Here is a 12,073-nt window from a genome sequence, read left to right on the forward strand (position 1 = left end):
ACGACGCGCAGCGGCCCTGGCAACTCCCCGGTCGATGAAAACCCTGGCGGCTGGCTACCGATGGGCCAGACTGTCTACACCACGCGAAGCCAGATGCCCCATGTGCCGAGGGTTGTAGATGATCGAGCGTTGCTTCCGCCACGCCTTGCTGTCGTTGCTGTGCGCGCTGCTGCCCGCGGTTGCAGGCGCGCAGGAGGCCTGCCAGCGCCTGACGGCCACCGGTAACCCCGAATACCCCCCTTATTTGTGGCGCGACCCCCATGACCCTCACCAGTTGATCGGTGCCAATGCCGACCTGCTCAAATACTTGGGCAAGCAACTTGGGCTGGAGATCGAAGTGGTTTACGGGGGGCCGTGGTCTCGTGCCCAGGAGCAAGTGCGCACCGGCCGTATCGACCTGCTTGCCGGGTATTTTCTGACCCAGGCACGGCAGCAGCTGATGGACTTCATAAGCCCGGCCTTCCTGCACACGCCCAGCGTGGTCTGGGTACGCCAGCAAGGGGCCTTTGCCTACCATCAATGGGCTGACCTGCAAGGCCGCAAAGGCGGGACCCTGGTCAATAACAGCCACGGCCAGCAGTTCGATGACTATGCCAAGGCCAACCTCACGCTCGAAGCGGTGCCCAGTGCCAAGCAGGCTTTCGAGAAGCTGCTGCTCAAGCGCAGCGACTACGTGGTGTTCGAGCACTATCCAGGCATGGCGTTAGCGCAGACGCTGGGCATGCAAGACAGCCTGCAGGTGCTGGACCCGCCGGTGTCCAGCGAAGGCTTGTACCTGGCGCTGTCGCATCAATCACCGTGCAACCAGCCGCAGTTGCGCGAAGACCTGGCACGGGAGATGAAAGCGATCGTTTCCGGCGCCTTGCCAGAACAGTTGTTGCGCCAGAACCTGGAGCGCTGGCATCAACAGCACACAGCAGCCATTGTTCAATGACCCATCGGTAAACCGAGGGCCTGAGGGACATCCACGTCCAGCACCACCCCGGCATCGTCAACGGCAACCGTGATACAAGCGTGCGGGTTGTCCAGAATGACCTGCCGGCCGCCCTGATCACCTTGCAGGTGCGCCAGCGCCGGCCAGAACGCACGGCCGAAAATCACCGGATGCCCGCGCTGACCCTGGTACTGCGGCAACACGATGTGTGCTGCGCTTGCTTGCCGGCAAAGTGTTTGCAAGCTGCCAGGTGCGATCCATGGCATATCCGCCAACAGCACCGCCACCGCCTGGGCCTGTGTCTGCAGCAGCGCCGTCACCCCGGCCGCGAGGCTGGCGCCCATGCCAAGCGCTGCCTGCTCGGCCCGCACGATATGGGCCCGCGGGTCGATACCCAGGTGCTGCGCATCGTCACCCGGCCGTAGCACGACGTGCACTTCTGCGAAATGATCGAATGCGCGCGCCAATGCCGTCGCCAGCAGGGTGTGCCCGGAGGGCAGGCGTGCCAGGCGTTTGTCGCTGCCAAAGCGCTGCGCACGCCCGGCCGCCAGCACCAGCGCGGTGCAGATCACAGGTTGTGCTGGCACGCCTCGGCCTCCCGGGCAAGCTTGGCCTTGGTCACGTTGACTGCCCCAGGCAGGCTCACGTCATTCTTGGCCGCGAGCATCTCGGCCATGACGCTGACGGCGATTTCGGCCGGGGTCTTGCTGCCGATGTAGATGCCGATAGGGCCGTGCAGGCGCTTGAGGGTGGCTTCGGTTTCGCCAAAGTGTTCGATCAGGCGCTCGCGTCGCAACTGGCTGTTGCGCCTGGACCCGATCGCGCCGATGTAGAACGCCGGGCTGTGCAGCGCCTCGAGCAAGGCCAGGTCGTCAAGTTTGGGGTCGTGGCTGACGGCAACGATGGCGCTACGCAGGTCGGGGGCGAAGGCACGCACCACATCGTCCGGCATGCCGGCCAGTTTCGAGACGCCCGCGACGCCCCAGCCGGCCATGTATTCAGGCCGGGGGTCGCACACCGAAACGTTGAAGCCATTGAACAGCGCCATGGTCGCCAGGTACTCGGCCAGCGCGCCGGCGCCGATCAGCAGCACGCGGTAGCCAGGGCCGAGGGTGCTGAGCATGCGCTGGCCATCGAAGCTGAACTGCTCGGGCGTGTTGCTGGCCATGAGCGCGGCTTCGCCGCTGTGCAAGTCCAGTTCACGGCGCACCAGGCTGCCGCTGTCGAGGCAGGCCAGCAGTTGTTCGAGGTGTTCTGCCGAAGGTTCGAACTCGAGGACCAGTTGCAGGGTGCCGCCACAGGGCAAGCCGAACCGGTGAGCGTCCTCGGCGCTGACACCGTAGCGCACCACCTCGGGCAGCCCGGTCTGCATACCTGGGCCACCGTAGGCAGTGGTGTAGCGGTGGATGAGGTCATCCTCGATGCAGCCACCGGACACGCTACCGACCACGCGACCGTCGCTGCGCAGCGCCATCATCGAACCGACCGGGCGAGGGGACGAGCCCCAGGTGCGGGCCACAGTGGCCAGCAAGACGCGCTCGCCGCTGGCAAGCCAGTCGCGGGCGGTGCGCAGGACCAGCAGGTCGATGCTTTCCATCATCTTTCTCCAAAGCGTAATGCTTGTGCCGGTTTCATCGCATGTGCAACACAATCGGGCTGCTGCTGGCCGGGTCTGTGTGCCCGCGCAACGTGCCCACGGCCTGCACACCCACTGCACCACCGTGGTTACCCCAGGCGCCGCGCACGAAGCTCAATACTTCGGCAATTTCCCGGTCGCTCAGCTGTTCACGGAAGGCCGGCATGCGGTAGGCATCGGGCAGCCCGGCAGCGACGATGCGCTGCGAGCCATTGAGGGTGATGTTGATCGCCGACGCGCTTTCCTTGGCCAAGGCCGACGTGGCCCCGGCCAACGGCGGCATCCACTCGGCCTGGCCCTTGCCGTCCAGGCCGTGGCATGACGCGCAACGGGTCACGTAAGTATGCGCCCCAGGGTTATCGAGCTTCGCGGCTACCGATTCAGCCTGGTACTGCCACGGCGTGCCGTCACGCTGTGGATCGCCGGGCAGCGATTTCAGATAGCGGCCGATCGCCGCCAGGTCATCGTCACTCATGAATTGCGTTGAGTTGTTGAACGCCTCGGTCATCGAGCCATAGACCACGGCATGCTGGTTGCGCCCGGTCTTGAGGAACTGCACGATTTCCGCTTCGCTCCAGCGGCCAAGGCCGGTGTTGTGGTCGGCGCGCAGGCTTGGTGCGTACCAGCCATCGAGCAGCGCACCGGCCAGGAAGGGTTTGCCACTTTCATCCAGGGCTTTCTCGTTGAAGGCCAGGCCACGTGGGGTATGGCAGCTGCCACAGTGCCCTGGGCCTTGAACGATGTAGGCGCCGCGGTTCCACAGGGCGTCCTGATCAGGCTTGGCGGCATACGGTGTGTTGGCGGCGAACAGCCCATTCCACAGGGCGATGGGCCAGCGCATGTTCAGCGGCCAGGGAATGTCACTGGCGAGGTTCGCCTGCTGGGCAGGTTGCACGCCCTTCATGAAGAACGCGTACAGGGCCCGCACATCGTCATCGCTGAGCTTGGCGTAGGAAGGGTACGGCATCGCCGGGTACAGCCGCCGGCCACCGGGGGCCACGCCGTGGCGTACGGCGCGGTCGAAGTCGGCAAGGCTGTAGTGACCGATGCCGGTGTCGCGGTCGGGGGTGACGTTGGTGGCGTGTATCGCCCCCAGTGGCGTGGCCATCTCCAACCCGCCGGCGAACGGTTTGCTGCCGGGCAGGCTGTGGCAGGCCACGCAGTCACTCAGCCGGGCCACATACTCGCCGCGGCTGACCAGTGCAGGGTCGAAACGGGCAGCCTGCTCGGCCTCGAAAGGTGACGCGGGGTCACGGGTGACGTACCAGGCCAGCAGGCCTGCCGCGACCAGGCACGGCAGCGCCAGCCAGCCGGCGGTTCTTGCGAATCGGCTGTGGGTCATGGGCGTTCCTTGTGCTGTCAGGTGAAGGTGTAGCGGCTTAGCGGAATGCTGCGGATGCGCTGGCCGGTAAGCCGCGCCACCGCGTTGGCCACCGCTGGCGCAACGGCAGGTAGCGGCGGTTCGCCGATGCCGCCCATCTTCGCGCCGCTTTCGACGATGCGCACATGCACCCGTGCCATGCGCGAAGGCGGCAGGATGGGGTACAGGTCGTAGTTGCGCCCGCGGGGCTGGCCGTCGATGTACACCGCCTCTTCCAGCAGCGTCTGCGACAGGCCCAAGGCCACGGCGCCGTTGACCTGGGCCTCGATGATCGCCGGGTTGACGATGCTGCCCGGGTCGATCGCCTGCCAGATGTCGTGCACCTTGACCTGGCCATTTTCGATCGAGACTTCGGCGATCACCGCCGCTTCCGAGCCGAACGGCGAGGCCATCGCCACGCCGCGCGCCCGCTTGCTGCCGTCCTCGGCAGTGAACGGCCCGCGCTTCCAGCCGCCAGACAGTTCACCTACCGCGTGCAGCAGGTTGGTCAGGCGCTGATTGTCACGCAGCAGGTGCAGGCGCAGCTCATAGGGGTCCTTGCCACCCTTGTCGGCCAGCTCGTCGAGGAACGCTTCGTAGAAGAAGTCGTTCAGCGAATTGCCCACCGAGCGCCAGTAGCCGAGCATGACCGGGCCTTTGACGTAGATCTGGGCGATGCGTTTGTTGGCGATGGCGTACGCTTTACCCGACAGCCCTTCGAGGGCGGTGGGGTCTATCTTGTCCCCTTGCTTGCCGGCCAGTGCCTCGGTCGGGCCTTCGGTGGCGCTCACCGCTTCTATGGCCACGGGCAGCCCATCGGCGTTCAGCGCGGCGCGGAACTTGACCACCGCCAGTGGGCGCAACACGTCGCGCAGAAACTCTTCCTCACGGCTCCAGATCAGCTTGACCGGGCGGCCGACCGCTTTGGCCAGGGCGATGGCCTGAGGGTAAGGGTTTGCCGAGTCGTAGAGAAAGTGCCGGCCAAAAAAGCCGCCGAGCAAGGGCGAGTGCAGGGTGATGCGCGCAGCGTCCAGGCCGGTGCGCTTGGCGATGTCGTCGCGGAACATGTCCGGAGCCTGGTTGGGTAGCCAGACCTCCAGCGAGCCGTCGGGGTTGAAGCGGGCCAGGGCCGAAGGTGGTTCAAGCTGGGCGTGGTTGAGGTACTGGTTGTGGTAGGTGGCCTCGACCTTTGTTTTGGCGTTGGCCAGCACCCCAGCCACATCGCCTTCGTTCTCTTCGTCGCGGGCCGGGCCTTGCTCGCTGGCCAAGCGCTCCCGGTAGGCGTCGCTGGAAAAATCCGCCGGCATCGGCCGTAGCGGGGAATCACTGCCGGGTTCTTGCCAGTCCACCTGGATGGCCTCGACCGCGCGCTTGGCATGCCACCAGCGCTCGGCGACCACCGCCACCGCGCCCGGCAATTGATGCACCGAGTGCACGCCTTTCATGGCCTTTACCTGCGCTTCGTTGCGCAGGCTGCCCACCGTCATGCCCAGGCGGGGGGCATGCTGCACGGCGGCGTGCAGCATGCCGTCGAGCTTGATGTCGATGGTGTACAAGGCTTTGCCGGTGGATTTGTCATAGGCGTCGACCCGGCGTACCGGCTTGCCGATCCAGCGAAACTGGCCGGGGTCGCGCAGCTGTACGCTGGCCGGATCTGGCACGGGCAGATCAAGGGCGCGTTCGGCCAGTTCACCGTAGGGCAGTGAACGGCCAGATGCGGCGTGCACCACCTTGCCAGGCTCGGTGGACAGTTCGCCGAGCGGCACCCCCAGTTGTTCGGCAGCGGCCTGCAGCAACATGGCCCGGGCCAGCGCGCCGAGGCGGCGCATGGTCGGGTAGCTCATGCGCACCGACATGCTGCCGCCGGTGATGCGCATGCCGTTTTCCATCACCACATAGGCCTCGCCGGGCGGCGCGCTGTCGACCAGGAACGTGGCAGGGTCGGCATCCAGCTCTTCGCCAACGATCTGCGCCATGGCGGTGTAGGTGCCCTGGCCGCCCTCCATGAACGGGCAGAGCAGGCGAACGGTGCTGTCCGGGCGGATTTCGAGGAAAGCCGGGACCTGGGTGCCGCGCTCCTGGGCAGCAGCGGTGGCGGCCTGGGCCCTGGCCGAACCCAGCGGCAGGCCAAAGCCGAGCACCAGGGCACCGGCGGCGGCACCGGCCGAAGCCAGCAGGAAGCGGCGGCGCGACAGGTTGACCGGCGCGCCCAAGGGCCCAAGCGGGCTATCGACAGGCGTGTTCATCAGGCACCCTCCTGCTGCGCGGCAATGTCGTGCACGGCCGCATGGATGGCGTTGTAGGTGCCACAGCGGCACAGGTTGACCATGGCCGCATCGATCTGCGCGTCGCTGGGGTTGGGCGTGTGCTTGAGCAGCGCGGTGGCCGCCATCACCTGGCCCGACTGGCAGTAGCCGCACTGCGCCACCTGGTGTTCGACCCAGGCTGCGACCACGCGCTTGCCGACGCTGTCGGCCTCGATCGCCTCGATGGTGGTCACCTCACGCCCGACCACGCCTGCCACCGGGGTCACGCAGGCGCGCACCACGCTGCCGTCCACCAGCACCGAACAGGCGCCGCACTGGGCCAGGCCGCAGCCATACTTGGTGCCGGTCAGCCCGAGGTCGTCACGGATCACCCACAGCAGCGGCGTGTCAGCGTCGGCTTCGACCTCATAGGTCTTCTGGTTGATGCGTAGTTCCATGGTTCACCTGCCCGTCATCGGTTTGCTGTCGCGTCGTTGTCTTGAGCGGGGGTACGTTGCCCCCAGTGCAGAAACGCTAGCACAGCGCGGCGGCCGGTGAGCCGGCGCTGCCGGGAGGTCAGGAGGATCAGGCAAGTAATCCGGCGAAATGCGCAAGGCCGGCGGTGCGCCAGGCAAACAGGACTTCCAGGCGAAAAACCCGGATAATGCCGGCCAATTTCGTTTTGCACGCTTAAATCACGGTAATCCCGCATGGAAATCAAGGTCAATTTTCTCGACAATCTCCGCCTCGAAGCCAAATTCGACGACTTCACGGTGATCGCCGACCAACCGATCCGTTACAAAGGCGACGGTTCGGCCCCAGGGCCGTTCGACTATTTCCTGGCGTCTTCGGCGTTGTGCGCGGCTTACTTCGTGAAGCTGTACTGCCAGACCCGCGATATCCCCACCGAAAACATTCGCCTGTCGCAGAACAACATCGTCGACCCGGAAAACCGCTACAACCAGATCTTCAAGATCCAGGTCGAGTTGCCCGAAGACATCTCCGAGAAGGACCGCCAGGGCATCCTGCGCTCCATCGACCGTTGCACGGTGAAGAAGGTGGTGCAGACCGGGCCTGAATTCGTCATCGAAGTGGTCGACAACCTGGATGCTGATGCCCAAGGGCTGTTGATGCCGGTGTCGGACACCACCACCTATATCCCGGGCAAGGACCTGCCGCTGGAGCAGACCATCGCCAACATGTCGGCGATCCTGGCCGGGTTGGGGATGAAGATCGAGATCGCTTCGTGGCGCAATATCGTGCCCAACGTATGGTCGCTGCATGTGCGCGATGCGCAGTCGCCGATGTGCTTCACCAATGGCAAGGGCTCGACCAAGGAGGCCGCGCTGGCCTCGGCGCTGGGTGAGTTCATCGAGCGTTTGAACTGCAACTTCTTCTACAATGACCAATTCTGGGGCGAAGAGATCGCCAACGCTGCGTTCGTGCACTACCCGAACGAGCAGTGGTTCAAGCCTGGGCCAAAGGATGCGCTGCCCAGCGAGATCCTCGACGCGAACTGCCTGGACATCTACAACCCCGACGGCGAACTGCGCGGCTCGCACCTGTACGACACCAACTCGGGCAATACCGCGCGGGGCATCTGCTCGTTGCCGTTCGTGCGCCAGTCGGACCAAGAGGTGGTGTATTTCCCGTCCAACCTGATCGAGAACCTGTTCCTCAGCAATGGCATGAGCGCTGGCAATACCCTGGCCGAAGCGCAAGTGCAGTGCCTGTCGGAAATCTTCGAGCGGGCAGTGAAGCGCGAAATCCTCGAAGGCGAGCTGTGCCTGCCGGATGTACCGCAGGAGGTGCTGGCCAAGTACCCGGGCATCGTTGCCGGCATCCAGGGGCTGGAAGAGCAAGGCTTCCCGGTGCTGGTCAAGGATGCGTCGCTGGGCGGTGAGTTCCCGGTGATGTGCGTGACCTTGATGAACCCGCGTACCGGTGGCGTGTTCGCCTCGTTCGGCGCGCACCCGAGCCTTGAAGTGGCGCTGGAACGCAGCCTCACCGAGTTGCTCCAGGGCCGCAGCTTCGAGGGCCTGAACGACCTGCCGCAGCCAACCTTCGAAAGCCACGCGCTGACCGAGCCGAACAACTTCGTCGAACACTTCATCGACTCAAGCGGCGTGGTGTCATGGCGTTTCTTCAGTGCCAAGGCCGATTTCGAGTTCGTCGAGTGGGACTTCTCCGGCCACGGCGAAGACTCCAACGTGCAGGAAGCCGCGACCCTGTTCGGCATTCTTGAAGACCTGGGCAAAGAGGCGTACATGGCGGTGTACGACAACCTGGGTGCCACTGCGTGCCGCATCCTGGTGCCGGGCTACTCGGAGATCTACCCGGTAGAGGACCTGATCTGGGACAACACCAACCGGGCCTTGTCGTTCCGCGCCGACATCCTCAACCTGCACAGCCTGGACAACCGCTCGCTCAAATTGCTGCTCAAGCGCCTGGACAACTGCGATGTGGATGACTACACGACCATCACCACGCTGATCGGTGTCGAGTTCGACGACAACACGGTGTGGGGCCAGTTGACCATTCTTGAGCTGAAGCTGCTGATCTGCCTGGCTGTGCAGCGCTTTGAAGAGGCCAAGGAGCTGGTCGAGGCGTTCCTGCAGTTCAACGACAACACCGTCGAGCGCGGCCTGTTCTACCAGGCCTTGAATGTGGTGCTGGAAGTGGTGCTGGACGATGAACTGGAGATGGAAGACTACGAAACCAACTTCCGCCGCATGTTCGGCAACCCGCGAATGGACGCGGTGCTGGGCTCGGTAGACGGTAGCGTGCGGTTCCATGGCCTGACGCCGACCAGCATGAAGCTGGAAGGCCTGGATCGGCATTTGCGTTTGATCGAGAGCTACAAGAAGCTGCATGCCGCTCGGGCGAAGTTTGCCTGAGGCGGTTTAGCTCTTGAGTGTTTCAGCGCCTGGTAGATCGAGCGCCGCGCGGGCGGCGCTCGATCTACCAGGCGCCGCAAGCCTCAAACCACACGCCTCAGTTCTTGCACTTCGCCATCACCACCTGGCAAGTCCTGGGTGTGCCCCCCGATCGCCCCGCGTAGCGAACGCAGTTATTCAGCGACTTCTGCCGGGCAATACTCAAGGTATTGCCCCAGGCCAGGCCGCCTTCGCCGGTGCTGGGCACGGCCTTGGCGAAGCAGTTGGAGCCGACGGTGGTGGCTGCGTAGCGGGCCTTGCTGTTTTTGCTGGAGCAGCCCGAGGCCAGGCCCAGGCCGAGGATGAGCAGCGTGTTCAGTGCCCAGAGCGCACCCGTGCGCCCCCAGTTGTTGCTCATGCCGATCTCCTCGTTGAAAAATGCCGCACAGAAACACCGTGGCGGTTCTTGTCAGGATATTTCATTCAAGCGAAACGGTGAACTATCGCGCTGTAGAGACGCTCCTTTGCTAAGCGCACCCCGCGCACGCCTGATGGCTTCAGCCATCAGCCAAGGGTCACTGAACGATAAGGAGGCGCCGTGACCGCATCAGAGCAAACCCTCTACCGCTGCACGCCAGGCCCGTTGCACGCCATGCTGCTGGCCGGCAGTGTTCCGTTGTTTTTTGGCGCGCTGCTGAGCGATATCGCCTACTTCAACAGCTTCCAGATCCAGTGGAGCAACTTCGCTGCCTGGCTGATCGCCGGTGGCCTGCTGTGCTGTGGGCTGGCGCTGCTGTTCGCGTTGGTCAACCTGGTCCGCGCCGAGCACAAGGGTGGGCGTGCAACCCTGTACTTCGTACTGTTGCTGGCCACCTGGGTGCTGGGGCTGGTCAATGCCTTCGAACATGCCAAGGACGCCTGGGCGGTAATGCCCTCGGGCTTGGTGTTGTCGGTGATCGTGACCGCGCTTGCAGCTGTGGCCGCGTGGACCGGGCTGAGCAACCTGCGTTCGGGAGGTGTGGCATGAAGCCTTTGCATGCATTGAGCCTGTTGAGCGTGGCGGTATTGCTGAGCGCGTGTGGCGGGGAAGGGGAGCCTACCCAGGCCCATGGCCCCGACCCGAAGTTGCCGGAGCCACAGCGCGGGCTGCTGCCGAGCATGAAAATCGCCGAGCCGGTGGCCTGGGGTGAACAGAAACCCACCGTGCCCGAAGGCTTCAGCGTCACGGCGATCGCCACCGGCCTGAAGATCCCCCGCCAGAGCCTGGTGCTGCCCAATGGCGATATCCTCGTGGCCGAGGGCCGCGGTGGCAGCGCAGCGAAACTCAAGCCCAAGGATGTGATCGCCAGCCAGATCAAGGCCAAGGGCAATACCCAGGTCAAAGGCGGCAATCGCCTGACCCTGCTGCGGGACGCCGACGGCGATGGCACCTACGAGCTGCAGACGGTGTTCGCGGAAAACCTCAATGCACCCTATGGCCTGGCGTTTGCCGACGGCAAGCTGTACGTGGCCAACCAGGATGCGCTGGTGCGTTTCGACTACCAGGACGGCCAGACCAAGGCCAGTGCTGCGCCGACCAAGGTCACCGACCTGCCGGCCGAGATCAACCACCACTGGACCAAGGCGCTGACCGCAAGCCCTGATGGTCGTTTCCTGTATGTCGGCATTGGTTCGAACAGCAACATCACCGAGCGCGGCCTTGAAGTGGAGATCGATCGGGCCATGGTCTGGCAGGTCGATGCCCAGACCGGCGCGCACCGGCCCTACGCGACCGGCCTGCGCAACCCGACGGCCTTGGCTGTCCAGCCACAGACCGGGCAGGTGTGGGCGGTGGTCAACGAGCGCGACGAACTCGGCCCCGACCTGGTGCCGGACTACCTCACGTCAGTGCGCGAAGGCGGCTTCTATGGCTGGCCCTACAGCTACTGGGGGCAGAACGTCGATGAGCGGGTCAGGCCGCAGAACCCGGACAAGGTAGCGGCGGCGATCAAGCCGGATTACAGCCTGGGTTCGCATGTGGCCGCCTTAGGTGTCGACTTCTCTATTCCGGCCATGGGCGAGCGCTTCGCCGACGGTGTGTTCGTGGGGCAGCACGGCAGCTGGAACCGGCCGAACCCGGTGGGCTACAAGGTGGTGTTCGTGCCGTTCAGCAATGGCAAGCCGGCAGGCGAGCCGGTTGACTTCGCCACAGGCTTTCGCGGTGAGGATGGCAAGACCCGTGGGCGGCCAGTGGGGGTCACGGTCGACCCGCGTGGCGCCTTGATCATCGCCGACGACCTGGCCAACACCGTCTGGCGGGTGACTCGCAACCGCTAAGCGCAACGGGCGCCCTTGCATCGCCGCACGGGCGCCCGACAGTGTCTATGCTTGTTGGCGCGTGAGTATTTCACGCACCAACCCGGAAACGATTACAGGGAAGCATGCCTATGAAACCTATCAGTTCACTCGCTCGCGCTGTGGCAATCGCCTCGCTGGTCTTCGCTGGCAGCTTCACAGCCCAGGCCGCCGACGTGCCGATTGGCAGTGAAGCGCTTGAAAGCCATGTCACCACCCAGGTCCAGGCCATCGACCTGGAGAAGCGCCTGGTCACGGTGCAGGGGGCCAACGACAAGCCTGTGACCTTCCAGTTGACGGAAAAGGCCAAGGCGCTGCCCAACCTCAAAGTCGGTGACACGGTCGACATCTACGTGACCCGCGCGGTGGCCTATGTGCTCAACACCGATGTGGGCGGTGCGCCGAAGGTCAGTGATGAGTCCGGCACCATTCGCGCCACCGAAAACAACCCGAACCCGGGCGGCGAGGCGTTCCGCCAGGTCAGGGTCACCTCGCAGATCAAGAAGATCGACCTCAAGCAGCATGAAGTGAGCCTGCTGCCGCCAGAGGGCAAGCTGCAGGTGGTCAAGGTCGAGAACCCCGACCTGCAGGCGCGGATGAAAAACCTCAAGGTGGGCCAGACGGTCGATGCCATCTACACCGAAGTGCTGAGGGTCGAGACGTCGCGTTGACGGCGGCCGCTTAGGG

The 12,073-nt window shown here is 64.5% G+C and carries 11 protein-coding genes; 5 read left to right on the forward strand and 6 right to left on the reverse strand.

Annotation, left to right across the window (positions count from 1 at the left end; translation table 11 throughout):
• Positions 1 to 118 precede the first annotated feature (118 nt).
• Positions 119 to 934, forward strand: coding sequence for an ABC transporter substrate-binding protein (locus LOY26_RS11020; protein ID WP_258714743.1), 816 nt, complete (start codon positions 119 to 121; stop codon positions 932 to 934).
• Here the strand turns inward: LOY26_RS11020 and LOY26_RS11025 are convergent.
• Genes LOY26_RS11025 through LOY26_RS11045 form a run of 5 tightly spaced genes read right to left on the reverse strand, consistent with a single transcriptional unit; the run spans position 928 to position 6,634 of the window.
• Positions 928 to 1,521 carry an NTP transferase domain-containing protein gene (locus LOY26_RS11025; RefSeq protein WP_258714744.1) on the reverse strand — a complete coding sequence of 198 codons (594 nt, stop codon included), beginning with the start codon at positions 1,519 to 1,521 and terminating at the stop codon, positions 928 to 930. The two genes, LOY26_RS11020 and LOY26_RS11025, sit on opposite strands and share 7 nt — an antisense overlap.
• Positions 1,503 to 2,531, reverse strand: a complete 1,029-nt coding sequence (locus LOY26_RS11030; protein WP_186663552.1) for an XdhC family protein — start codon at positions 2,529 to 2,531, stop codon at positions 1,503 to 1,505. Before LOY26_RS11030 ends, LOY26_RS11025 begins: the two co-directional genes overlap by 19 nt.
• Positions 2,532 to 2,565: 34 nt before the next feature.
• On the reverse strand, positions 2,566 to 3,912 hold the full coding sequence (locus LOY26_RS11035) for a cytochrome c (protein ID WP_186663553.1): 1,347 nt from the start codon (positions 3,910 to 3,912) through the stop codon (positions 2,566 to 2,568).
• A 17-nt stretch (positions 3,913 to 3,929) separates the two neighbouring features.
• Complete coding sequence (locus LOY26_RS11040; protein WP_186663554.1) at positions 3,930 to 6,176, reverse strand: xanthine dehydrogenase family protein molybdopterin-binding subunit; 2,247 nt, start codon at positions 6,174 to 6,176, stop codon at positions 3,930 to 3,932.
• Complete coding sequence (locus LOY26_RS11045; RefSeq protein WP_258714745.1) at positions 6,176 to 6,634, reverse strand: (2Fe-2S)-binding protein; 459 nt, start codon at positions 6,632 to 6,634, stop codon at positions 6,176 to 6,178. The genes LOY26_RS11040 and LOY26_RS11045 overlap by 1 nt, the downstream gene beginning before the upstream one ends.
• A gap of 252 nt (positions 6,635 to 6,886) precedes the next feature.
• Between LOY26_RS11045 and LOY26_RS11050 the strand changes: the two genes are divergently transcribed.
• On the forward strand, positions 6,887 to 9,073 hold the full coding sequence (locus tag LOY26_RS11050) for an OsmC domain/YcaO domain-containing protein (protein ID WP_033697372.1): 2,187 nt from the start codon (positions 6,887 to 6,889) through the stop codon (positions 9,071 to 9,073).
• Positions 9,074 to 9,170: 97 nt separating this feature from the next.
• Here LOY26_RS11050 and LOY26_RS11055 read toward each other — a convergent pair whose 3' ends face one another.
• Positions 9,171 to 9,470, reverse strand: coding sequence for a hypothetical protein (locus LOY26_RS11055; RefSeq protein ID WP_186659518.1), 300 nt, complete (start codon positions 9,468 to 9,470; stop codon positions 9,171 to 9,173).
• A 234-nt stretch (positions 9,471 to 9,704) separates the two neighbouring features.
• Between LOY26_RS11055 and LOY26_RS11060 the strand changes: the two genes are divergently transcribed.
• From LOY26_RS11060 to LOY26_RS11070, 3 genes are all read left to right on the forward strand, one after another.
• A complete protein-coding gene (locus LOY26_RS11060) occupies positions 9,705 to 10,079 on the forward strand; it encodes a DUF2231 domain-containing protein (RefSeq protein ID WP_186663663.1) in 375 nt (124 codons plus the stop codon).
• Positions 10,076 to 11,368 (forward strand): sorbosone dehydrogenase family protein, encoded by a 1,293-nt coding sequence (locus LOY26_RS11065; RefSeq protein WP_186659521.1) that lies wholly within the window; start codon positions 10,076 to 10,078, stop codon positions 11,366 to 11,368. Before LOY26_RS11060 ends, LOY26_RS11065 begins: the two co-directional genes overlap by 4 nt.
• Before the next feature lie 110 nt (positions 11,369 to 11,478).
• On the forward strand, positions 11,479 to 12,057 hold the full coding sequence (locus LOY26_RS11070) for a hypothetical protein (protein WP_033697378.1): 579 nt from the start codon (positions 11,479 to 11,481) through the stop codon (positions 12,055 to 12,057).
• Positions 12,058 to 12,073: the final 16 nt, after the last annotated feature.

The sequence above is a fragment of the Pseudomonas sp. B21-047 genome (assembly GCF_024748775.1).
Lineage (GTDB): Bacteria > Pseudomonadota > Gammaproteobacteria > Pseudomonadales > Pseudomonadaceae > Aquipseudomonas > Aquipseudomonas capeferrum.